This window comes from Burkholderia sp. MSMB0856 (genome assembly GCF_001524645.2).
GTDB lineage: Bacteria > Pseudomonadota > Gammaproteobacteria > Burkholderiales > Burkholderiaceae > Burkholderia > Burkholderia diffusa.
On record NZ_CP013428.1, the window covers coordinates 2,068,234 to 2,092,135 of the forward strand.

Sequence of the window (23,902 nt, forward strand, 5' to 3'; positions counted from 1 at the left end):
CGTAATCGTGAACAAACTCGCTCTTGCGCTCGCACTTTCCGCGACGGCCCTCGCCGCGTGCTCGACCGCATCCGGCCCGACCTTCAGCGCATCCGAACTGCAGCCGCGCGACGGCGTGCGCACCTTCCAGGTGGATTGCCACGGCCTGCTGTCGGGCCCGCAGACCTGCATGAAGGCCGCCCGCAAGATCTGCGGCGACCAGCCGGTGCGCACCGTCGACTCGGCCCGCGCGCTGCGCGACGGCTCGGATCCCGCGACGCTCGTATTCCAGTGCGGTGCCGCGCCGGCCGCCGCAGCGTCGGCCGCCGAGCCGGCGCCCGCCCCCGCGCCCGCGGCGGTCGAACATGTGAACCTCGCGGGCGACGCGCTGTTCGCGACGGGCCTGGCCACGCTCACGCCGGCCGCGCGCGCATCACTCGACAAGCTGCTGAGCGAACGCGAAGACCGCACGTACACGCAGGTGACGGTCACCGGCCATACGGATTCGGTCGGCAGCAACGCCGCCAATCTCGCGCTGTCGAAGCGCCGCGCGGAAACCGTCGCAAGCTACCTGAAGGCGCACGGGCTGAAAGCGCAGTCCGTCTCGGTCACGGGCCGCGGCAGCACCGATCCGGTCGCGTCCAACGCGACGGCCGAAGGCCGCGCGAGCAACCGCCGCGTCGAGATCTCGCTGCAGCGCTGAGCAGCCGGCCGTCGCGGCCCGGGCGCCCCCGCGCCTGCGCGCGACGGCCCTCGCCGGCAGGGCGCGGTTGCCCCGCCGGCACCCTGCCGAGCCCGTCGCCCACGCTTCGCCGGGGCCCCGGCTCCCGTGCCGGCGGCTATGTCAAAGTTCGTCAGCCCCCTCCACAAAGCGGCGCCTTCCGTGCCACAATCGCCGCAGACAGCTGCCGGAGCGTTCCGACCGCGTCGCGCGCCGTGCCAGACTCGCCCGACGACACCCCGGAATCCTGCGGCCGCCTCGCGATCCGCACCGCTCGACGCACATTCCAGTGCGTGCCGGCGCGAACGCGACCACGACAATCCACGGCGCGCCGTTTCGCGGCCACGGCCGAACGCACGACGCCGCAGAGGAAACCAACCGGTGACGGACATCAATCAAGCCGCCTCGGGCGGCACCCGCAAGCAACGGCCGGCCGTCGGCATCTCGCTGTTTGCGCGGGACGGCCAGGCGATCTGGGAAAACGGGATTCACCAGAACATCGCGTTCCTCGCGATGATGCTCAAGCGCTCCGATCGCGTCGGCCCCGTCTATTTCCTGAACGGCGGCGACGCCAACGCACTGCCGACCGGCCTCGACCTCGACGGCCTCGACGTGCCGCTCGTGAAGCCTTCCGACGTCACGCACGAACTCGACGTCGTGATCGAGATGGGCGCGCAACTGCCGGTCGAATGGCTCAGGCACATGAAGGCGCTCGGCAAGAAAATTGCCGCGTTCTTTTGCGGACATGTATACGCCGGCCTGTGCGAAACGCCGATCTTCGGCAAGCCGTCGGGACACGTTTACAACGGTGCGCCGTTCGACGAGGCGTGGCTGTTGCCGCAATACGCGAAGACCGGCGCGCCGATGCTGCAAACCCTGTTGCGCGCGCCGGTGCACCTGATGCCGCACATCTGGTCGCCGTACTTCCTCGATCGCCGCATCGCCGCGCTGGCGAGTGAAGGCCTGACGTTCGGCTATCGGCCGGGCCGCCGTCCCTGGAATCTCGCCACGCTCGAGCCGAACATCTCGGTCGTGAAGTCCTGCCACTACCCGATGCTCGCGTGCGACGAGTTCTACCGCGCACAACCGGACGCGGTGCAGCATCTGTTCGTCGTCAACTCGATGCAGATGAAGGCGCATCCGACGTTCGTGCACTTCGCGAACAGCCTCGACCTCGTGCGCCAGCAAAAGGCGACGTTCGAGCCGCGCATCGACCTGCCGGGCTTCATGGCGCGCCACGCGGACGCCGTCGTGTCCCACCACTGGGAAAACGCGCAGAACTATCTGTACTACGACGTGCTGTATGGCGGCTATCCGCTGATCCACAACTCGACGCTGCTCGGCGACGCCGGCTACTACTACCCGGATTTCGATTCCGCCGGCGGTGGCCAGGCGCTGCGCGATGCATGGCTGCATCATGACGAGCGGCTCGACGACTATCGTGCGAAAGCCGGCCGGCTGCTGCAGTCGGTCTCGATCGACAACCCCGCGAACCTGGACGCGTTCGTCGCGCGCCTGGTCGCCTGAACCGGAGCATACGCATGTCGGACTCCAAAGCCCGTCAAGCGCCCGGCGAGGGCAAGCGTCTCGTCGTCGGCGTGTCGTTGTTCGTACGCGGCGCCGGCCAGTCGCTGTGGGAAAACGGCATCTTCCAGAACTGCCTGCTGCTGATCCTGCTGCTGCGCCAGTCGCCGCTCGTCGCCGAAGCCGTGATGGTGAACGGCGGCGAACAGGTCGCCGATCCGCAGATGATGCTCGGCGAATGGGACGTGCCGCTCCTGTCGATGGACGAAGCGCTCGAGCGCTGCGACGTGCTGATCGAAATGAGCGCGCAGTTCGGCGCCGACTACCTGCGCGCGTTCCGCGACCGCGGCGGCAAGGTCGTCACGATGCGGGTCGGCAACGACTACGTGATCGACATCGAGCGGGCGATGTTCGACAAGCCGTCGGGCTTCCTGTTCTCGGGCGCGCCGTACGACGCGGTGTGGACGATTCCGGAATTCGAGCGCTCGTGCCTGCACTACTACCAGACGGGCCTGCGCGCGCCCGTCACGATCGTCCCGCACATCTGGCATCCAATGCTGTTCGACAAGGCGCGTGCAACGCTCGGCGCCGGTTTGTCGTTCGGCTATCAGCCCGGCAAGCCGCGCTGGCGCGTGACGATGTTCGAGCCGAACATCTGCATGGTGAAGACGAGCATCATCCCGATGCTGGTCACGGAAGAGGCGTACCGCACGAATCCGAAGTTCCTCGAGTTCGTGCGCGTGTGCAATACGCTGCACCTGAAGGACCATGCGACCTTCGTTCACTTCGCGAAGAGCCTCGACATCGTCAACCACGGCATCACGACGTTCGAAAGCCGCTATGCGGTGTACGAGTTCATGGCCGCCTACGGCGACGCGGTGGTGTCGCACACGTGGGAAAACGCGCAGAACTACCTGTACTACGAACTGCTGTACGGCGACTATCCGTTGATCCACAACTCGCCGTTCCTCGGCAAGGCCGGGTATTTCTATCCGGACTTCGATTGCCAGGCCGGCGGCCGCGCGCTGTTGCAGGCGTTCGCCGAGCACGATGCGAACCTCGACGCGTACCGCGAGCAATCGAAGCACGTGCTCGACTCGGTCAGCATCTACAACCCCGACAATGTCGCCGCATATTCCGACGCGATCGCGTCGCTCTATCGCGACGCATGACGCGCCGCCTGCTCCGGGCCTCAACATGAACGCGCACCCGCCCCTCGCCCGCACGAAATGGCTGATCGGCTGCGCCATCGCGTCGATCGCGATCGGTGCGCACGCGCAAGCCGGCGGCGAATCGGCCGACGCGCTGCTGCGCGATGCCGATGCGGTCTTCAAACAACTCGACGCCGGCCAGTACGGCATGGTGTGGAACGACTCCGCCGCGTTCGTGAAGGCGCGCATCAAGCAGGACCAGTTCGCTCTGGACATGCAGCGCGCGCGCCAGTCGGTCGGCATGGTCAGCCATCGCGGCTGGGCGCAGATCACGCGCATTCGCTACACGAATTCATCGTCGATGCCCGACGGGCTTTATGCGAATGTCGACTTTACGACGACGCTCAAGACCGGGACGACTGTGTACGAAAAGCTGAGCTTTCGTCTCGACGACGGCCGCTGGCACCTGACCGGCTACGTGCCGCGCCAGTCGCAGAACGACACGCCTTGAACCGCGAACCGTCCACCCGGAGCCGCCGATGAAAATCAATGTCGCGATTACGATGAACGTTCAGCGCGACGCGACGCAGTCGATCTGGTACAACGGCGCGAACCAGCATTGCGTGTACCTGTACATGCTGCTGAAACGCTCGCCGCTGATCGGCGAAGTGTGGCTCGCGCACGACGACGGCATTACCGACTACCCGCAGGCGCTGATGATGGACGCGTTCGGCGACGCGCTGCGGCCGCTGTCGTCGATCGTCCACCAGACCGACCTGCTGATCGAGATGAACGCGTTCATCGATCCGTCGCACACGGACGCGGTGCGCCAGCGCGGCGGCAAGTGCGTGTCGTACCGCTTCGGCAACGACTACGTGATCGCGGTCGAGACGATCAACTTCGAGAAGAACACCTGGCGGCCGAACCCGAACCGCGTGCAATTCGACGAGATCTGGACCAACCCGCAGCACATGCACACGTGCGCGGCCTACTTCCAGGCCGTGTATCGCGCGCCGGTGATCGAGCTGCCGCACATCTGGTCGCCGTACTTCATCGAACGCAGCCTCGACGCCGATCCCGAACTGAAGGCGCGCTTCGGCTATCGCAATCACGGTCCGGCCAAGCGCATCGCATTCTTCGAACCGAACCTGAACGTCGTGAAGAGTTCGATCGTGCCGATGCTGGCCGCGAATGCGTGCTACGTCGAGCACCCGGAACTCGTCGAGCACGTGTACATGACCAACACGTTCGACAAGAAGGAAAACGTCGCCTTCAAGCATCTCGCGCTCGGGCTCGAGATGGTGCGCGACGGCAAGGCGACGGCCGACGTGCGCGCGCCGTTCGTCGCGTGGGCCGCGCATCACACCGACATCGTCGTGTCGCACCACTGGGAAAACGGCCTGAACTACCTGCTGTACGACGCGCTGTACGGCAACTACCCGCTCGTGCACAACTCGCCGTTCCTGCGCGACGTCGGCTATTACTACCCGGACTTCGAGATCTTCGACGCGGCGCGCGCGATCGCGACCGCCGCGCAAATGCACGACGCGCGGCTCGACGATTACGCCGCGGCGGCCCGCCGCTGTCTGCAGCAGGTCGACACGCTCGCCGACCACAACGTTCGCGCGTATTCCGAGCAGATCCAGCGCCTGTTCGCCGGGCGCGCGCTCGGCTGAGCGCATCCGTCCGCCATCCGTTCATGAAGCACACCGCCCGCAACTTCGTCGTGGTCGATTCGATCCACGGCCCGTTCGTCATCGACCGGCACAGCACGCGGCAGGCCGACGCGCTGATCAAGACCGGCCGGCCGCACAACCAGGGCGAGCTCGACGCAATCATGCAGGTGATCGACCAGTTGCCCGACGGCGCGATCGCGGTGGACGGCGGGGCGAATGCGGGACTCGTCTGCGTGCCGATCGCGCGGCGCTTGCGCGAACGCGGCGGTCACGTCCATGCGTTCGAGCCGCGGCGCATGCTGTTCCATGCGCTCGGCGGCACCGTCGCGCTCAATCAGCTCGACAACCTTCATCTGCGGAACATGGGGCTCGCGAGCCGCAACGGCACGATGACGATGCCCGACGTCGACGACGGACGGCCCGCCGATGCCGAACCGGCCGCACCGACCGCACATGTCGACGCGCCCGCCGCCGACGGCACGCCCGCCCAGACGGTCAGGCTCGATTCGCTCGGCCTGCCGCGCGTCGATTTCCTGAAGCTCGACATCGATGGAATGGAAATCGACGCGCTGCGCGGTGCACGCCAGTCGATCGAAACGCATCTGCCGTGGTGCTGGATCGCATATCGGGACGCGGATGACGCACGCGTCATCGATACGTTCGCCGGCCTCGATTACACGTTCTACCGGCTCGACGGGCCGAATCTGCTGTGCGTGCCGAACCCGCGCTGGGACCGGCAGCGCCTGTTCATCTCGGGCGAGCCGGTCGGCGGCGCATCCGCTCGCGCACATGACGACGCGCATGCGGGCGAAGCCCCCGAGACCGACCCGCCCGAAGTGCACTGGAACCGCGCGCTCGAACACGAGGCGCGCTGCGAATGGGGCCACGCGATCGGCCGCTGGCTGCGCGCGCGCGGCCGAGGCCTCGACGACGATGCGATCGCATTCCAGCTCGCGTCGTGCTACGGCTTCGCCGGCGCGCCCGACGCCGGGCTCGCGGCACTCGAACGCATCGGCGATCCGGCCACGCTGCCCGACGCGCTGCGTGGCCGTGTCGAACTCGCGCGCTCGGCGCTGCTGCTGCGTGCCGGCCGGCGCGACGAAGCCGCGCGCGCGACCCTCGCCAGCGAGAACGTGCTGACCGCCGCGCAGTTCGGGCTCCCGATGGAACGGCACTACGACGGCCAGCCGCTGCACGGCAAGCGGCTGCTCGTGATCAGTTACGGCGGTGTCGGCGACCAGCTCCAGTACGCACGCTACCTGCATGCGCTCGACGCGCTCGGCTGCGCGGCGGTGACGGTCATCGTCCCGGTCGCGCTGGCCGGCCTGATGCGCCACACGTTCCCGCGCATCGAATTCGTCGGCGCGCACGGCGCATGGGCCGACACGTCGCAGCTCGCCCACGACTACTGGTGTTCGTTCCTCGTGCTGGCCGCGCAGTTCGGCTATGCGCCGGCACCGGCCGGCGCGCCGGCCGCGTACCTGTCGTGCCCGCCCGAACGGGCGGCCGCCTGGCGCGAACGCGTCGCGCGCGACGGCAGCGCACCGGGCACGCGCCGCATCGGCCTCAACTGGCGCGGCCGCGACGAAAGCGATGCACGCTTCCTGCGCGCGGCCAGCCTGCGCGACCTTGCGCCGCTCGCGCAATTGCATGGCCATGCCGCGTATTGCATCAACCGCGACATCGCCGCGCAGTCCGAGCCGTCGGATCTGCCTGTCACGTTCCCGCATCACGCGATCGGCGATTTCAGCGATCTGGCCGCGCTGATGCTCGCGATGGATGCCGTGGTCACCACCTGCACCGCGCACATCCATCTGGCCGGCGCGTTGGGCGTGCCGGCGGTCCTGCTGCTGAGCCCGAAAGCCGACGCGCGCTGGGAAACCGGCTCGCGTACCGCGCTGTATCCGGGCATCCGGATCGTGCGCGCCGCGCGTCCGGGTCAATGGGACGATGCGGTCGATCGCGCGCTGGCGCTCGTGCTCGGCGGATTCGGAAAAGACTGACGGGGCGCTTGCCGGGCGCCGCACGCGCGCGATCGGCGAACGTCAGGCGCGGTGCGCGAGCGGGCGCCAGGGCGGCACCCGGTCGCCGCCGTGCGTGGCGAACAAGCGGCCGTGCCGGCGGCCGATCCGCGCCAGCCCCGCGAAACAGCGGAGCGCGGCACGGCTCACCTGGCCGGCGTGCCGCGCGAGGCTGCCGGATACGCCGCACGCAATCGCCGAATCGTCGCCGCAGGCGCCCGCAAACACGCCGGCATAGTAGTGCCGCGCCGCGAGTTCGCAGCCGTCGGCGTCGAGCGGCTTCATCCGGCGAATACGATGCGCAACGGCCTTCAGGCCATCGAGATACGGTGCGACGTCGAGCGGCGCGTCGTTCGATTCGGCGCCGAGCTGCCACAGCATGTCGGCCAGTTCGGCGATCGCGACGAGTTCGCGCGCATCGACCGCCTGCGTGCCCGTTCCGTGCCCGGCCTTCTTCGTCGCCGCCATACCCACGCCCCTTTGCAATCCTTCGTTGCCCGATGCCGGCGCGCCGCGCCCGCGCCGCGGCGTCATGCGGCGGCCGGCGACCGCCATGTAAAGCGGATGCCCTGCGCCCAGGCGACGCCGGAATCCAGGATGATCTGCCGGTCGATCTCGTTCTCCACGCCTTCGACGACGACGTGCCGCGCGCTTTCATGCGCGAACGCGATCAGCCGGCGAAACTGGTAGCGCCCGATCGCGTTGCGCTTGATCAGCGACAGGACGGACCTGTCGAGCTTCACGATATCGGGGTTGCCGACCACCAGGTTGTTCAGCGCGCTGAAGCCGACGCCGAAGTCGTCGATCGCGACGCGGCACCCGGCCTGGCGAAACCGGTTCACGAACGACCGGCCCGCGACGGGATTCAGCGGCCCCGTCTCGGTAATCTCGACGACCAGCCGCGCCGCGACCGACGGCTCGCGCTCGAGCCGCCTGAAAATGGCCAGCCACGCGTCGTCCACCACCGCACTCATCGCCGCGACGTTGCAGCCGTACACGGCGTTCGGATCGGCGCGCAGCGCGTCGATCGTCCGGCCCACCACGAGGCGGTCGAACCAGCGCATCAGCCCGAGCGATTCGAGGCGCGGCAGGAACGCGAGCGGCGGCAATGCATCGCGCGATCCCCAGCGCAGCCGCGCGAGGCATTCGTGATACAGCACGCCGCCCGACAGGTCGGCGCGGCAGACCGGCTCGCGCGCGAATCCGAGCCGGCTTTCGACGAAACTGCGTACCGACGCAAGGTCGGGGTGATCGTCATGCGCGCCGAACACGAGATCGATCTCGTCCCGATTCGCAACGCTGTTCGCCTCCAGGCGAGGTTCGACCGCATTCATCCGGCGCTCCGGCAAATGTCGGACCGCCGATGACGGCCCGCGCTCTCGATACATATGGCGCGAGCCGACCACGACACGCGCCACCGCCTACCCGGCCCATCCTCTTCTTTTGATCTTTTCCGGGAGCGTACTTTTTATTTCAGCGCGCCGTCAAACCCGATATTGTCAACGATATTCAAATACAGAAAATACACCACGCGGGCAACGTCGACAACAGTGCGGCAGATTACACAAAATCATCTGCAAAGCGCCAATCGATATCGTTTATTTTGATCCACTCGAACATCACTCGGCGAATCGATTTACTGCGTGACTCGTTTCAAAAATCGGATGTTCGATATTTTTGTATGACAAATAACCGCCAGCGAAAACTACCCGGGCGCGACGGCGGATTTCGCCGCAGCCGCCCGTACATTGTGCCGCCGATGACTCGACAGGGCACATTCGGTCTCCGCAGAATTGAATTCCGTCGTTTCAAACGATATTGATAATGACCGAATATTAATCATACAAGTCAGAGGCGATAATATCCGCCCGAATTATATGACCGCCGTCGATTGAAAGATGTTTAACAATCTTTCCGACTCGTTAACCTCTAAAATAATTTCTGACGGACTTCCCTCGGAGCCGTCAAATTCGTGCCTTCAAAACCGTCGAATCTTCCCCGGTTCGACGGTTTCTTTTTTAATGGCACCATTTCTTCAGACATTAACCGGAGACAATCCGCACGACGGCTTGCGGCACGCGCAACTCACGCCGCCGTCGCGCCGATCAGGTTCGCGAGCAGCGCATCGTATTCGGCGACGAGCGCGGGGTTCGCCGACGTATAGCGGCCAAGGATCTCGCGCTGGCGCCGCGTGTACCCCTCCCAGTCGTCGTCGTGCGTGTGCAGCGCGTGCAGCAACGCCTCCGCGCCCTTCTGCACGTCATTGTCCGGGTAGTAGTAGCCGAGGTCGGGCGCGAGGCTCGCGTTGTGCACGAGCGGATAGCCCTGCCAGCACACGTCGAAATAGAAGTAGTTGAGCGGGTTCGACCATTGATGCGACACCACGATGTCGGTCAGGTCGGCCAGGAACAGCGGCGTGTCGAAGCGACCGACGAAGCTCGCCTTGCCGGCGCGCACGATGTCCAGGTAGTTCATCAGCATCACGAACTCGGGGCTGTCGTGCGCGAGACGGTCGGCGTTCGTCACGTGCGCGAAGCAGATCGCATCGGGGTCGCGGCGATACGCTTCGTCGATGATCAGCATCGGGTACACGCAGAACTTCACGACGTTGTGGTTCGGCTCCATCACCGTGAGGCGCTTGCCCGGCTCGCTGCGCGGGCGGTACTCGCCGTGCCCGGGCAACGATGCCGCTCGCGCGTCGAGGAACATCGGATCCCACACGAACGGCACGACGCGCCCCGGGCAGCGGCGCAGCGACTGCAGGAACGGCAGCGACGACGGCGCGATCTGCGGAATCGCCCACACCTCGTCGTAGCCGCGGTTGATGAACAGCGAATCCCACAGCCGGCGGCCGAACAGCATCGATTCCATCGCGTTGATGTACTCGACGCCGCAGCAGTAGCTGACGATCTTCGCGCCGCGCGCCTTCAGGTAGGCCGTCTGCGCGGCGTCGATCTGCCCGCCGAGCTCGATCACCACGTCGAGCGCGTCCTTCATGTCCGCGAACGCGCGCGTGTCGTACACGGTGCGATCCCACGGCAGCGCGTCGGTCAGCGGCACGTCGGTCGTGTTGACCAGCGTCACGCGGTAGCCGTGCGGCGATGCCATCAGCAGCTTCGCAAGAAACAGCGCGTTCTGCTTGATACCGTTGATCCACAGGCTTTCGTCGGGGGCGCGCAGACCGATTGTGATACCGATGCGCAGGCCGTTCAGGACAGGAGACGTCATCGTCGGCGGGATGGGAGGTTGAATGGACGCAGTGTAGCGCGCGGCACGCGGCCGCGCGAGCAATCCGCCAGTCTAGCGGAGCGCCGGCCGCCAGACTGTCATGCATGGTCATACGCGCTGCCAACGGCGCCGGTTGGCGACCGGACGCACCGCACCGCACGACATGCGCGCCGCCGGCGCCAGATGCGACAAGGCCGGCGTCGCGCCGCGAGGCGCCACGCCGGCCCATGCGCGACGCACGCCCCGGTCAGCCTTCCGCCATCATCAGCAACTGCGCGCCGTCCGCGACCTGGTCGCCGACGCCATACAGCACTTCGGCGACGACGCCCGCGCCCGGCGCGCCGATCGTGTGCTCCATCTTCATCGCTTCCATCACGATCAGCGGCGTGCCGGCCTCGACCTTCTGGCCCGGCTCGACCAGCACCGCGATCACCTTGCCGGGCATCGGCGCGGTCAGGCGGCCGCCGCCATGCTCGGCATCGCCGGCGTGCGCGAGCACGTTGCGCCATTCGAACGTCTCGGCGACACCCTGCGTGAACACGTGAAAACTGTCGCCGTCCGCATACACGCGGCCGCTGCTGCGCACGCCGTCGAGCGTTACGTCGAAGTCGAGCGGCGTTGCGCCGCGTGCCCACGCGAACGGCTGCGCGGCCGCGTCGCCGGTCGCGATGCGCGTGCTGCCGCCGTCGTCCAGGTAGGTGACCGTCACGTCCGCTTCGCGTTCAGGCGCATGCCATTCGAGCGTGCGGCGATAGCCGCCGTTCAGCCGCCAGTCCGGCAGCGCGCGCCACGGCGACGCGCCGTCCCGTGCGGCCGCATCGCGCTCGCGCGCGAGCAGCGCCGCGCAGGCCAGCGCGAGCGTCGCGCGCGGCGGCTGTTGCGGCGCGAACAGCGCAGCGTGGTTGCGCTCGATCAGGCCCGTGTCGAGGTCGGCGATCGCGAACGGCGCGCAGGTGACGATCCGCTGCAGGAACGCGGCGTTCGTGTGCAGGCCGACCACCTCGCATGCCCGCAGCGCGCGCAGCATCCGGCCCAGCGCTTCTTCGCGGTCAGCGCCGTGCACGATCAGCTTCGCGATCATCGGATCGTAGAACGGCGTGATCGCATCGCCTTCGCGCACGCCGCTGTCGACGCGCACCGCCGCGCCGATCGCGAATTCGACGCCTTCCGGCAGCCGCAAGTGCTTCAACGTGCCGGTAGACGGCAGGAAGCCGCGCGCCGGATTCTCCGCGTAGAGACGCGCCTCGATCGCGTGGCCCTGCACGCGCAGCTCGTCCTGCTGCAGCGGCAGCGGCTCGCCCGCTGCGACGCGCAGTTGCCATTCGACGAGATCGAGCCCCGTGACCATCTCGGTGACCGGATGCTCGACCTGCAGGCGCGTGTTCATTTCCATGAAGTAGAACGCATCGCCCGTCATGATGAATTCGACGGTGCCCGCGCCGACGTAATTCACCGCACGCGCGGCCGCGACCGCCGCCTCGCCCATCGCCTGGCGCACGTCTTCATGCAGCCCCGGCGCCGGCGCTTCTTCGAGTACCTTCTGGTGACGGCGCTGCACCGAGCAGTCGCGGTCGAACAGATAGACGGTGTTGCCGTGCGTGTCGCCGAACACCTGCACTTCGACGTGACGCGGGCGCGTCAGGTATTTCTCGATCAGCACGCGATCGTTGCCGAAGCTGCTCGCGGCCTCGCGCTGGCACGACGCGAGCGCCGCCGGAAAGTCCTCGGAGCGCTCGACCACGCGCATGCCCTTGCCGCCGCCGCCCGCGCTCGCCTTCAGCAGCACCGGGTAGCCGATCTCGTCGGCTTCGCGATGCAGGTTGGCGGCGTCCTGGTCGTCTCCGTGGTAGCCGGGCACGAGCGGCACCGCGGCCGCGTGCATCAGCGCCTTCGCGGCGGCCTTCGAGCCCATCGCCGCGATCGCGTCGACCGGCGGCCCGATGAACGCGATGCCGGCCGCTTCGCACGCATGCGCGAAATCCTCGTTCTCGGACAGGAAACCGTAGCCCGGGTGGATGGCCTGCGCGCCGGTCGCGCGCGCGGCCTCGATGATGCGCTCGATGCGCAGGTAGCTGTCCGCGGCCGCGGAGCCGCCGATGTGCACGGCCTCGTCGCACGCGGCGACGTGCTTCGCGTTCGCGTCCGCGTCGGAATAGACGGCGACGCTCGCGATCCCGAGACGTTTGCACGTCGCGGCGACGCGGCAGGCGATTTCGCCGCGGTTGGCGATCAGAATCTTGTCGAACATGGCTTCGGTGTCGTCCGGAAAGTTAGGGGCACGCCGTCATTCACGCCACGAAGGCGTGCGTTTCTCGAGGAAGGACGCGATCCCTTCGCGCGCTTCCGCGCCGGCGCGGGTCCGCGCGATCCAGTCGGCGGTCTGCTCGATCAGCGTCGCGTCGAGCGGCCGGCCGGCCACGTCGGCGACGAGCCGCTTGCATGCCCGCACCGCGTCGGGGCCGTTCGCGACGAGCGTCGCGGCCAGCTTCGCGACCGTTTCGTCGAGCGCCTCGGCCGGCACGGCATCGTGAATGAAGCCGAGCGACGCGGCGCGCGCGCTGTCGAACACTTCGGCCGTCGTGAAGTAGCGACGCGCCGCGCGCTCGCCCATCGCACGCACGACGTACGGCGCGATCGTCGCCGGAATCAGCCCGAGCCGCGCTTCGGACAGGCAGAACTTCGCGCCGTCGGCGGCGATCGCGATGTCGGCCGCCGCGACGAGGCCCACGCCGCCCGCATACGCATCGCCGTGCACGCGCGCGATCACCGGCTTGCCGCAGCGATGGATCGCCTCGAGCATCCGCGCGAGCTTGCGCGCGTCGGCGCGGTTCTCGTCGTCCGAGTAACCGGCCATCTTCTTCATCCAGTTCAGGTCCGCGCCCGCGCAGAACGCGGCGCCTTCCGCCGCGAGCACGACCGCGCGTACGCCGGCGTGCGCATCGAGCCACTCGAACGCGGTGGTCAGCTCGGCGATCGTCGTCTCGTTGAACGCGTTGCGCACGTCGGGCCGCGCGAGCGTGACGGTCGCCACGCGGCCGGCTTCGCTTACCTTGATCGTTTCGTATCGCATCGGTCAGCCCTCCCGGCCGTTACATGCGGAACACGCCGAAGCGCGTGTCGTCGATCGGCGCGTTCATCGACGCGGCGAGGCCGAGACCCAGCACGTCGCGCGTCTGCGCGGGGTCGATCACGCCGTCGTCCCACAGCCGCGCGCTCGCGTAATACGGATGCCCCTGACGCTCGTATTGGTCGCGGATCGGCTGCTTGAAGGCATCCTCGTCCTCGGCCGACCACGTGCCGCCCTTCGCCTCGATGCCGTCTCGGCGCACGGTCGCGAGCACCGAAGCGGCCTGCTCGCCGCCCATCACCGAGATCCGCGCGTTCGGCCACATCCACAGGAAACGCGGACCGAACGCGCGGCCGCACATTCCGTAGTTGCCCGCACCGAATGAGCCGCCGATGATCACCGTGAACTTCGGCACCTTCGCGTTTGACACGGCCGTCACCATCTTCGCGCCATGGCGCGCGATGCCTTCGTTCTCGTACTTGCGGCCGACCATGAAGCCCGTGATGTTCTGCAGGAACACGAGCGGAATCTTGCGCTGGCAGCACAGCTCGATGAAATGCGCGCCCTTCACGGCCGATTCGGAGAACAGGATGCCGTTGTTCGCGACGATCCCGACCGGATGGCCCCAGATGTGCGCGAAGCCCGTGACGAGCGTCGTGCCGAAGCGCGCCTTGAATTCATCGAACTCCGAATCGTCGACGATGCGCGCGATCACCTCGCGCACGTCGAACGGCTTGCGCGTGTCGACCGGAATTACGCCGTACAGGCTCTTCGCGTCGTAGCGCGGCGGCTTCGGCTCGCGCACCGTCACCGGCGACGCGATCTTCGGCGCGAGATGACCGACGATGTTGCGCGCGATCGACAGCGCATGCGCGTCGTTCTGCGCGAGATGGTCGGCCACGCCCGACAGGCGCGTGTGCACGTCGCCGCCGCCGAGATCCTCGGCGCTCACTTCCTCGCCGGTCGCGGCCTTCACGAGCGGCGGGCCGCCGAGGAAAATCGTGCCCTGGTTCTTCACGATGATCGACTCGTCGCTCATCGCCGGCACATACGCGCCGCCCGCCGTGCACGAGCCCATCACGACCGCGATCTGCGCGATTCCCGCGGCGGACATCGTCGCCTGGTTGAAGAAGATGCGGCCGAAGTGATCGCGATCGGGAAACACGTCGTCCTGGTTCGGCAGGTTCGCGCCGCCCGAATCGACGAGGTACACGCACGGCAGCCGGTTTTCCGCGGCGATTTCCTGCGCGCGCACGTGTTTCTTCACGGTCATCGGATAGTAGGTGCCGCCCTTGACCGTTGCGTCGTTGCATACGATCACGCACTCGCGGCCCGCGATCCGTCCGATCCCGGTGATCACGCCCGCGCCCGGCGCGTCGTCGTTGTACATGCCGTTCGCCGCGAGCTGCGACAGCTCGAGGAACGGCGCACCCGGATCGAGCAACTGCGCGATGCGATCGCGCGGCAGCAGCTTGCCGCGCGACAGGTGCTTGTCGCGCGCGGCCTGGCCGCCGCCTTGCGCGAGCTGTTCGATCTTCGCGCGCAGGTCGGCGACGACCGCCTCCAGCGCCGCGGCGTTCGCGCGGAAGTCTTCCGAACGCGGGTTCAGTTTCGATTCGATGATCGGCATCGACGGGGCTCCGTTCGCGTGACGTGGGGCGTTACATCGTTTCCGCGAACAGCTCGCGGCCGATCAACATGCGGCGGATCTCGCTCGTGCCGGCGCCGATCTCGTACAGCTTCGCATCGCGCCACAGACGGCCGACCGGGTATTCGTTGATGTAGCCGTTGCCACCGAGGATCTGGATCGCCTCGCCGGCCATCCACGTCGCCTTCTCGGCCGTGTAGAGGATCACGCCCGCGCAGTCCTTGCGCACCTGGCGAATGTGGTCGCTGCCGGCCGAATCGAGATGGCGGCCGACCGCGTACAGGTACGCACGGCACGCCTGGAACGTGGTGTACATGTCGGCGACCTTGCCCTGGATCAGCTGGAATTCGCCGATCGACTGGCCGAACTGCTTGCGGTCGTGGATATACGGCACCACCGCGTCGAGACACGCGGCCATGATGCCCGTCGGGCCACCCGACAGCACCGCGCGTTCGTAGTCGAGGCCGCTCATCAGCACCTTCACGCCGCCGTTAAGCTGGCCGAGGATGTTCTCTTCCGGCACCTCGACGTCCTGGAACACGAGCTCGCCCGTGTGCGACCCGCGCATGCCGAGCTTGTCGAGCTTCTGCGCGACCGAGAAGCCCTTCATCCCCTTCTCGACGATGAACGCGGTGATGCCGCGCGGGCCGGCGTCGATGTCCGTCTTCGCGTAGACGACGAGCGTGTCGCAGTCGGGGCCGTTGGTGATCCACATCTTCGTGCCGTTGAGCACGTAGCGGTCGCCGCGCTTGTCCGCGCGCAGCTTCATGCTGACGACGTCGGAGCCCGCGTTCGGCTCGCTCATCGCGAGCGCGCCGATGTGTTCGCCCGACACGAGCTTCGGCAGATATTTCTGCTTCTGCGCATCGGTGCCGTTGCGGTGGATCTGGTTCACGCACAGGTTCGAGTGCGCGCCGTACGACAGGCCGATCGACGCCGATGCGCGCGAGATTTCTTCCATCGCGACCATGTGCGCGGTGTAGCCCATGTTCGCGCCGCCGTATTCCTCGGCCACCGTCATGCCGAGCACGCCGAGATCGCCGAACTTCTTCCACAGATCCATCGGAAACTGGTCGGTGCGGTCGACTTCCGCCGCGCGCGGCGTGATTTCCTTGGCCGCGAACGTCGCGACGGCGTCGCGCAGCATCTCGATGTCTTCACCGAGCATGAATTGCACACCGGGCAGGTTGATCATGTCTCCTCCGTCTCCAGAAAGTGGGTCGCATGCACCGATTTCTGAGTTTCGCTCAAATCGGATCAATGCGTCGATTCATTAAGCCAATACAGCGTAAATTTTGCACAGTTTCGCGCCTTGTCCGGCTCGTCGTCAATAGTTTTTTGAGTGACACTCAGATATCATGGCGGCATGACAGCCGCTACCGCCGACACCATGACCACCACCGCCAAAGCCGACCGCCCCGAGCCGTCGCGCGCACCCGCCGGGCGCAAGTCCCAGCAGCGCGTGCAGGACATCCTGCGCGCCGGTCGTGAAGTGTTCGCCGAAAAGGGTTACGAGCATGCGACGGCCGCCGAGATCGCGCAGCGCGTCGGCGTATCGGAGGCAACGGTGTTCAGCTACTTCCGCGGCAAGCGCGAGCTGTGCGCGCGCGTGATCGCCGACTGGTATGACGAAATCATTGCCGCGTTCGAAGTCGGGATGCCGCAGGAAGCGTCGGTGCAGCAGCAGTTCGCGTTCATCGTGCGCACGCACCTGCGGCTGATGCTGGTGAACGGCACGGGGCTGTGCGCGCTGGTGCTGTCGGAGGGGCGGGCGAAGCAGCATGCGTTGAGCGACGAGCTCACCGCGCTGCAGCGCCGCTACACGGCGCCGCTGATGGACGTGCTCGCGCGCGGCCAGGCGGCCGGGCAGGTGCGCAGCGACATGCCGCTGAGCCTGCTGCGCTCGATGGTGTTCGGGCCGATCGAGCACGTGCTGTGGGATGCGATCCTCGGGCACCGCAAGCTCGATACGGAAACGACGGCCACGCAGCTCATCGACATGCTGTGGGCGGCCGTGCAACCGCCCGCGCCGGAGCAGGCGGCGCTGGTGCGCTTCAGGAACGAAGTCGCGGAAGCGGTCCGGCGGCTGGAAGGGGAAGCGTCACGCCCGTGACGCCGAGGGGCGACGCTGAGCGCCTGCCGCCGCGTTGCCGCATCGTTCCCCCCGTCGCGGGGAATTCGGACGCTACGACTCCTCGCCGACCCGCAGCGGCGCACGGCTCTGCTCGTTGTTCAAGTGAACGAACTTGCGCAACAGGCGCATCAGTTCCCGCGAATCGTCCTCCCCCATGCCGTCGAACAGGCCGGCGCGCAGCTCCTTCACCGACGGAATCAGGTGCGTGAGCAGCTCGACGCCCGCCGGCGTCAGCAGCAAGCGCCGCTGACGCCGCGGCAATACTTCGCGGACGATCAATCCTTTTGCTTCGAGCCGGACCGCTAGGTCCGCGGTCGTCGACGTGTCGAGCGCCACCCGCTGCGCGAGCGTCACCTGATCGAGCCCCGGACACTCATAGAGCATCCGCAGGACCGCGTACTGCACCGGCGTCACGTCCCGGCCCAGCTTCTCGTAGAACATCGCAACCGCGATCTGGTGCGCGCGCCGGATCAGATGCCCGGGTTCGTCGTACAGGTCGAGCGGGAAAGACGGCGCGTCGGCGGGATTCGTTTTTTCCATGAATGAGTCGATGACATAGGCGGCGCACGCCGTTGCGTGCGCCGACGGCATGGCGCTGCGTCGCGCCATTTCCCGGGAAAACCAGTATACCGCTCGCCTTGCCCTGGCCAATCTCGATGAGTACACTGAATCTCATTCAGTACACGGAATGAAGAATTGCCGCGCACCGGCGGCACCGCCCTGAAGGAGACGAAGAACGTGTTTCTCAAGAACGCTTGGTATGTGGCGTGCACGCCCGATGAAATCGACGGCAAGCCGCTCGGCCGCAAGATCTGCAACGAGTCGATGGTGTTCTACCGCGCGGCGGACGGCCGGGTCGCCGCGCTCGAGGACTTCTGCCCGCACCGCGGCGCGCCGCTGTCGCTGGGATTCGTGCGCGACGGCGTGCTCGTGTGCGGCTATCACGGGCTGGAAATGGGCTGCAACGGCAAGACGGCCGGCATGCCGGGCCAGCGCGTCGGCGGCTTTCCGCCGATCCGCAGCTTTCCGACGGTCGAGCGGTATGGATTCGTCTGGGTGTGGCCCGGCGACGCGTCCGCAGCCGATCCCGACAAGCTGCCCGCGCTCCAGTGGGCCGAAGATCCGGCCTGGGCACACGGCGGCGGCCTGTATCACATCCGTTGCGACTACCGGCTGATGATCGACAACCTGATGGACCTCACGCACGAGACCTACGTGCATGCGACGAGCATCGGCCAGAAGGAAATCGACGAAGCACCGCCGAAGACGACCGCCAACGGTGACGAAGTCGTCACGAGCCGCTTCATGGAGAACGTGATGCCGCCGCCGTTCTGGCGGATGGCGCTGCGCGGCAACGGGCTGGCCGACGACGTGCCGGTCGACCGCTGGCAGATCTGCCGCTTCACGCCGCCGAGCCACGTGATGATCGAAGTGGGCGTCGCGCATGCGGGCCACGGCGGTTACGACGCGCCGGCCGAGCTGAAGGCGTCGTCGATCGTGGTCGACTTCATCACGCCGGAGACGGACACCTCGATCTGGTATTTCTGGGGGATGGCGCGCAACTTCCGGCCCGACGACCACGCGTTGACCGCCGAGATCCGCGAAGGCCAGGGCAAGATCTTCGCCGAGGATCTCGACATGCTCGAGCGCCAGCAACTCAACCTCGAGCAGTGGCCGGACCGCAAGCTGCTCAAGCTCAACATCGACGCCGGCGGCGTGCTGTCGCGCAAGGTGATCGAGCGGCTGCTCGCCGACGAAAACGCGTCGAGCCCGCAGCGGCCCGTGATTCCGGTCGCGCAGATCAAGGAGGCGTCATGAGCGCCGCGACGCTGACGGTCCGGGTGGCCCGCAAGTGGCAGGAAGCGCGCGACATCTGCGGCTTCGAATTCGTCAGCGATGACGGGGCGCCCTTGCCGCGCTTCGACGCCGGCGCGCATATCGACGTGTATTTGCCGGGCGGGCTCGTGCGCCAGTACTCGCTGTGCAACCACCCCGAACACGGCGATCGCTACCAGATCGCGGTGCTGCGCGATGCCGAGGGCCGCGGCGGGTCGCGCGCGATTCACGACGAAGTCCGGCAAGGCGATACCGTACGGATCGGCATGCCGCGCAATCAATTTCCGCTCGCGCCCGACGCCCCGCACCACCTGTTGATCGCGGGCGGGATCGGCGTCACGCCGATTCTCTGCATGGCGGAACGGCTGTTCTCGTCCGGCACGCCGTTCGACATGCACTACTGCGCGCGTTCGACCGATCGCATGGCCTTCGTCGAGCGGATCGACGCGGCCGGGTTCCGCGACCGCGCCCGCTTCCACGTCGACGACGGCGACCCCGCGCAACGCCTCGACCTGCCCGCCGTGCTCGCCGCGGCGCCTGACGGCACCCACCTCTACGTATGCGGCCCGCGCGGCTTCATGGACGCGGTGCTGAACGCCGCACGCCAGCGCAACTGGGCCGACGAGCGGCTGCATTACGAGTTTTTCGGCGGCGCGGTTGCATCGTCCGGCGCGGATCGCGCGTTCCAGGTCCGCATCGCGAGCAGCGGCAAGGTGATCGACGTGCCGGCCGAATGCACGGTCATCGCCGCGCTCGCGGCCAACGGCATCGACGTGCTCACGTCGTGCGAGCAAGGCGTCTGCGGCACCTGCTTGACGCGCGTGCTCGAAGGCGAGCCTGATCATCGCGATTCGTATCTGACGGAGGCGGAACAGGCGGCCGGCGACCAGTTCATGCCGTGCTGCTCGCGATCGCGAAGCGATCTGCTGGTACTCGACCTGTAGAGCTGTAGACGGACCGCCCGACACGCGGCGGCCAATCACAATACTGGAGACGATCAATGGCGCAACATGTCCGGCCACCGATCAATACTACTAAGTTCCCGGTCGACCGATGGTGGGTCGCCGCGCTGTCGTCCGAACTGACGGACAAACCCGTCGCCCGCACGCTGCTCGGCCGCCCGGTCGTGCTGTTCCGGATGCCGTCCGGGGAAGTCGGCGCGCTGGAGGATCGCTGCTGCCACAAGTCGCTGCCGCTGTCGTGCGGCTCGCTCGAAGCGCGCGGCCTGCGCTGCGGCTATCACGGCCTGCTGTTCGACCGCGACGGCACCTGCGTGGAGATTCCCGGGCAGGACCGGATTCCGGCAAAGGCGTGTGTGTCGTCGTATCCGGTGTGGGAACAGGATGCGATCGTGTGGATCTGGATCGGCGCCGACGCGCATGCTCAACCGACCTGCGCGCCGCCGCGCTATGCGTTCCACACGGATCCGCGATATCGGTTCGGCGGCGGCAACTACCATTACGACGCGCCGTATCAGCTGATTCACGACAACCTCATGGACCTGAGCCACCTCGGCTATGTCCACCTGAAAACGATCGGCGGGAACGCGCCGCTGCACATGGGCGCGGAAACCCGCGTCAGCAGTGACGGCGACACGGTGACGCTGGTGCGCCGGATGCCGGATTCCGACCCGCCGCCGACGTACACGGCCGCGTGGCCGTTCGCGGGCCGGGTCGATCGCTGGCAGGAAATCGAATTCCACGTGTCGCATATCCGGATCTGGACCGGCGCGATGGACGCCGGCACCGGCGACCTGCTCGATCCCGCGCGCGGCGGCTTTCACATGCGCGGCTTCCACGGCATCACGCCGGAGACGGACACCACGACGCACTATTTCTGGACGATCGCGACCAATCCGCAACACGACGTCGAACGCGTCGCGCAAACGGTCATCGAGCAATCGGCGGCGACGTTCGACGAGGACAAGACCGTGATCGAAGCGCAATACCGGAACCAACTGCGGTTTCCGGACGGCCGCCAGATCGACATTCACGTCGACGCGGGCCCCAATCGCGCGCGGCGCGTGATCGAGCGATTGCTGCAACAACCCGAACCCGTGTAACCGTCGCGCCGGTGCGCGAACGACGCCTGCTTGTGGCTGCAAGCATCCCCCGCGGTTGTCCGCCGGCTTCTGTTTTTCCCATTCGATTAGTCATACTATTTTTATGAAGGGTCTTTGACGTGAGTGCAAATATCCGCAATACGATCGACGCATCCCCGATGAGCGCGTTCCAGACGATGGCGGTCACGGCCTGCGTCGTGCTGAACATGCTCGACGGCTTCGACGTGCTGGCCATCGCATTTGCCGCGCCGCACCTGGCCGCGGAGTGGAAACTGAGCGGCAAGGAAATCGGCCTGCTGCTGAGCGCGGGGCTCGCCGGCATGGGCATCGGCTCGGTGTTGATCGCGCCGCTGGCCGACCGCGTCGGCCGCCGCCGCATCATCCTGCTCTGCCTCGCCGTGATCTCGACCGGGATGCTCGCCTGCGCGGCCACGCACAGCACGCTGCAACTCGCGATCGCGCGGGCCTACACGGGGCTCGGCATCGGCGGCATGCTCGCGAGCCTGACCGTCATCAGCGGCGAATACGCATCGAACAAATGGCGCAGCGCTGCGATCGGCATGCAGTCGACCGGCTACGCGATCGGCGCCACCGCCGGTGGGGTCATCGCCGGCTACCTGCTGTCGACGTGGGGATGGCGCAGCGTGTTCGCGTTCGGCGGCATCCTGACCTTGATGGCAATCCCGATGGTGCTCGCACTGCTGCCGGAATCGCTCGACTTTCTGCTGGCACGGCGGCCGGACGACGCGCTGCAGAAAATCAACCGCATCCTCGCGAGAATGAAGCGCGCGCCCATCGACGCGCTGCCGGCCGTGACGGCGTCCATCGACACGACGCGTCCCGCGTCGAGCTGGACGGCCGTGCTGCGCGCACCGCTCGCGCGCCGCACGATCGCACTGTGGATCGCGTTCTTTCTCGTGATGGGCAGCTTTTATTTCGTCGTGAGCTGGACGCCGAAGCTGCTGGTCCAGGCCGGCCTGTCGGCATCGCAGGGCGTGACCGGTGGCGTGCTGCTCAACCTCGGCGGCATCGCGGGCGCGTCGCTCTTCAGCCTGCTGTCGACCCGGTTCGGCCTGCGCAACCTGCTGGGCGCGACGCTGCTGCTTGGCGGCGCGCTGATGGTACTGTTCGGCGCGAACACCGGCTCGCTCGGCATCGGGATGACCGTCGCGGTGTTCCTCGGTGCCGTGATCAATGCGTGCGTGGCCGGCATGTATGCGTTGTCGCCGACACCCTACCCCGCCGAGATCCGCACGACCGGCATCGGCCTCGCGGTCGGCATCGGTCGCCTCGGTGCGATCCTGTCGCCGATGACGGTCGGTGCGCTACTCGACGACGGCTGGTCCGTGCCCCATCTCTATCTGGCGTTCCTCGTGCCGATGGCTGGCGCGGCGATCGCCGTCGCAGTGGCGGGCGCGCGCGCCGCGGCACCGAAGCGGCAGCACGATCCGGCGATCTCGTAACGCGCGCCGCACGCGGCCCTGCCGATACCCGTCGGCATCCCGGACATGTCCGGGGCATTAGAAAAATCGATAAGTATATCTACATACTGTTTGGAGACAGCCATGAAAACGAAATTGGGCGTCGCATTCGCGACGGCGATGGCGCTGGCCGGACCGGCCTGTGCGCAAAGCAGCGTCACGCTGTACGGGATCATCGATACCGGCGTGTCCTACTACAACAACGCCGCGCGCGGCGGATCGTTCACCGGCATGCCGACGCTGACCGGCGAGGTGCCGTCACGCTGGGGCCTGCGCGGCACGGAGGATCTCGGCGGCGGCTATCAGGCCTTCTTCGTGCTCGAAAACGGCTTCCAGCCCGGCACCGGTGCGCTGAACTACGGCGGGCGTCTGTTCGGGCGGCAAGCGAACGTGGGCGTGAACAGCCCCTTCGGCACGCTGACCCTCGGCCGACAGATGAACATGTCGATGATCGTGCTGACCAATGCCGACGTGATCGGTCCGTCGATTCATTCGATGGCCGATTTCGACTCGTATCTGCCGAACGCGCGCAGCGACAACGCGATCGGCTACAAGGGCACGTTCCACGGCGTGACGCTCGGCGCGACCTACAGCTTCGGCCGCGACGCGGCCGGGCCGGCGGGACCGTCCGCGACGGGCTGCGCGGGACAAGTGCCCGGCGACATCGTCGCCTGCCGCCAATACACGGCGATGCTCGCCTATGACGCGAGCAATTTCGGGCTCGCCGCATCGCACGACGTGATGCGCGGCGGCGGCGGCGCGCTCGCGCCGCTGAACAATCCGGCGTACACCGACACGCGCGACATCGTCGCCGGCTACGTGAAGATCGGCCCCGCGAAACTCGGCGCGGGCTGGATCCGCCGCAATCTCGCGGCGGCCGCACACCTGCAGGCCGACATCGTGTTCGCCGGCGGCACGTACTACGCGACACCCTACCTCGCGCTCGACCTGCAGGGCGTGCGCTACCTGCAACGCCGAGAAAACGGCGAAGGCGGCACGAACGCCACGCTCTTCGTCGGCCGAGCGAACTATTTCCTGTCGAAGCGGACGACCGTCTATACGTCGGTGGGCTACATGTTCAACAGCACGCTGGCCGCGAACGCGGTCGCCGCGGGCGGGACGGTCGGCACCGGGATGAATCAGCTCGGCGTGATGGCCGGCATCCAGCAGAAGTTCTGATTGCCGGACACCGCTCGTCGAGCGCGACGTCGCGCTGCACGCGACGTGACAGGAATTTTGGCCGCTACGGCAGCAGACGGCCTGCGGCCCGGTAATCGCGATGGCCGGTCCGCATCGGCCTCATTGCAATTGCAAACGATTCTCATTACGTATATTATGCGCGTCCTGCCGCGGCGAATCAGTGAAGCGCCGCGG

20 protein-coding genes are annotated in these 23,902 nt (G+C 67.1%); 12 read left to right on the plus strand and 8 right to left on the minus strand.

Annotated features, from left to right (window positions below):
• Positions 1 to 7: 7 nt before the first annotated feature.
• The 6 genes from WS87_RS26880 (at position 8) to WS87_RS26905 (ending at position 7,054) form a co-directional block, all read left to right on the plus strand.
• Positions 8 to 682, plus strand: a complete 675-nt coding sequence (locus WS87_RS26880) for an OmpA family protein (RefSeq protein ID WP_059818567.1) — start codon at positions 8 to 10, stop codon at positions 680 to 682.
• 399 nt (positions 683 to 1,081) lie between these two features.
• Positions 1,082 to 2,227 carry a DUF2827 domain-containing protein gene (locus WS87_RS26885; protein WP_059818566.1) on the plus strand — a complete coding sequence of 382 codons (1,146 nt, stop codon included), beginning with the start codon at positions 1,082 to 1,084 and terminating at the stop codon, positions 2,225 to 2,227.
• A gap of 14 nt (positions 2,228 to 2,241) precedes the next feature.
• Positions 2,242 to 3,396 (plus strand): DUF2827 domain-containing protein, encoded by a 1,155-nt coding sequence (locus tag WS87_RS26890; RefSeq protein WP_059818565.1) that lies wholly within the window; start codon positions 2,242 to 2,244, stop codon positions 3,394 to 3,396.
• A 25-nt stretch (positions 3,397 to 3,421) separates the two neighbouring features.
• On the plus strand, positions 3,422 to 3,886 hold the full coding sequence (locus WS87_RS26895; protein ID WP_059818564.1) for a DUF4019 domain-containing protein: 465 nt from the start codon (positions 3,422 to 3,424) through the stop codon (positions 3,884 to 3,886).
• 28 nt (positions 3,887 to 3,914) lie between these two features.
• Complete coding sequence (locus WS87_RS26900) at positions 3,915 to 5,051, plus strand: DUF2827 family protein (protein ID WP_059818563.1); 1,137 nt, start codon at positions 3,915 to 3,917, stop codon at positions 5,049 to 5,051.
• 23 nt (positions 5,052 to 5,074) lie between these two features.
• Positions 5,075 to 7,054, plus strand: coding sequence for an FkbM family methyltransferase (locus tag WS87_RS26905; protein WP_059818562.1), 1,980 nt, complete (start codon positions 5,075 to 5,077; stop codon positions 7,052 to 7,054).
• A 42-nt stretch (positions 7,055 to 7,096) separates the two neighbouring features.
• Here the strand turns inward: WS87_RS26905 and WS87_RS26910 are convergent, their stop codons facing one another.
• From WS87_RS26910 to WS87_RS26940, 7 genes are all read right to left on the minus strand, one after another.
• On the minus strand, positions 7,097 to 7,540 hold the full coding sequence (locus tag WS87_RS26910; RefSeq protein WP_059818572.1) for a hypothetical protein: 444 nt from the start codon (positions 7,538 to 7,540) through the stop codon (positions 7,097 to 7,099).
• Positions 7,541 to 7,602: 62 nt separating this feature from the next.
• Entirely contained in the window at positions 7,603 to 8,406 is an 804-nt protein-coding gene (locus WS87_RS26915) for an EAL domain-containing protein (protein ID WP_059818561.1), read from the minus strand.
• A gap of 751 nt (positions 8,407 to 9,157) precedes the next feature.
• Positions 9,158 to 10,300, minus strand: a complete 1,143-nt coding sequence (locus tag WS87_RS26920) for a DUF2827 domain-containing protein (protein ID WP_059697627.1) — start codon at positions 10,298 to 10,300, stop codon at positions 9,158 to 9,160.
• Between the two features lie 247 nt (positions 10,301 to 10,547).
• Positions 10,548 to 12,548, minus strand: a complete 2,001-nt coding sequence (locus WS87_RS26925) for an acetyl-CoA carboxylase biotin carboxylase subunit (protein ID WP_059818560.1) — start codon at positions 12,546 to 12,548, stop codon at positions 10,548 to 10,550.
• 36 nt (positions 12,549 to 12,584) lie between these two features.
• Positions 12,585 to 13,370, minus strand: a complete 786-nt coding sequence (locus tag WS87_RS26930; RefSeq protein ID WP_059532487.1) for an enoyl-CoA hydratase/isomerase family protein — start codon at positions 13,368 to 13,370, stop codon at positions 12,585 to 12,587.
• Positions 13,371 to 13,389: 19 nt separating this feature from the next.
• Entirely contained in the window at positions 13,390 to 14,997 is a 1,608-nt protein-coding gene (locus WS87_RS26935; RefSeq protein WP_059818559.1) for a carboxyl transferase domain-containing protein, read from the minus strand.
• Between the two features lie 31 nt (positions 14,998 to 15,028).
• Positions 15,029 to 16,210: an isovaleryl-CoA dehydrogenase gene (locus tag WS87_RS26940; protein WP_059532493.1), complete on the minus strand. Its 1,182-nt coding sequence runs from the start codon at positions 16,208 to 16,210 to the stop codon at positions 15,029 to 15,031.
• A gap of 171 nt (positions 16,211 to 16,381) precedes the next feature.
• Between WS87_RS26940 and WS87_RS26945 the strand changes: the two genes are divergently transcribed.
• The gene (locus tag WS87_RS26945) at positions 16,382 to 17,128 is read left to right on the plus strand and encodes a TetR/AcrR family transcriptional regulator (RefSeq protein ID WP_059818558.1); all 747 of its coding nucleotides are present in this window, start codon (positions 16,382 to 16,384) and stop codon (positions 17,126 to 17,128) included.
• Between the two features lie 72 nt (positions 17,129 to 17,200).
• Here WS87_RS26945 and WS87_RS26950 read toward each other — a convergent pair whose 3' ends face one another.
• On the minus strand, positions 17,201 to 17,689 hold the full coding sequence (locus tag WS87_RS26950; protein WP_059818571.1) for a MarR family winged helix-turn-helix transcriptional regulator: 489 nt from the start codon (positions 17,687 to 17,689) through the stop codon (positions 17,201 to 17,203).
• A gap of 198 nt (positions 17,690 to 17,887) precedes the next feature.
• On the opposite strand from WS87_RS26950, the gene WS87_RS26955 reads away from it, so the two are divergent.
• The 5 genes from WS87_RS26955 to WS87_RS26975 all read left to right on the plus strand — a co-directional run bounded on the left by WS87_RS26955 (position 17,888) and on the right by WS87_RS26975 (position 23,707).
• Positions 17,888 to 18,967: an aromatic ring-hydroxylating oxygenase subunit alpha gene (locus tag WS87_RS26955; RefSeq protein WP_059818570.1), complete on the plus strand. Its 1,080-nt coding sequence runs from the start codon at positions 17,888 to 17,890 to the stop codon at positions 18,965 to 18,967.
• The gene (locus WS87_RS26960) at positions 18,964 to 19,929 is read left to right on the plus strand and encodes a PDR/VanB family oxidoreductase (RefSeq protein WP_059818557.1); all 966 of its coding nucleotides are present in this window, start codon (positions 18,964 to 18,966) and stop codon (positions 19,927 to 19,929) included. Before WS87_RS26955 ends, WS87_RS26960 begins: the two co-directional genes overlap by 4 nt.
• Before the next feature lie 56 nt (positions 19,930 to 19,985).
• Positions 19,986 to 21,047 carry an aromatic ring-hydroxylating dioxygenase subunit alpha gene (locus WS87_RS26965; protein ID WP_059818556.1) on the plus strand — a complete coding sequence of 354 codons (1,062 nt, stop codon included), beginning with the start codon at positions 19,986 to 19,988 and terminating at the stop codon, positions 21,045 to 21,047.
• 119 nt (positions 21,048 to 21,166) lie between these two features.
• Positions 21,167 to 22,510 (plus strand): MFS transporter, encoded by a 1,344-nt coding sequence (locus WS87_RS26970; protein WP_059818555.1) that lies wholly within the window; start codon positions 21,167 to 21,169, stop codon positions 22,508 to 22,510.
• A gap of 102 nt (positions 22,511 to 22,612) precedes the next feature.
• Positions 22,613 to 23,707, plus strand: coding sequence for a porin (locus WS87_RS26975; RefSeq protein WP_059818554.1), 1,095 nt, complete (start codon positions 22,613 to 22,615; stop codon positions 23,705 to 23,707).
• Positions 23,708 to 23,902: the final 195 nt, after the last annotated feature.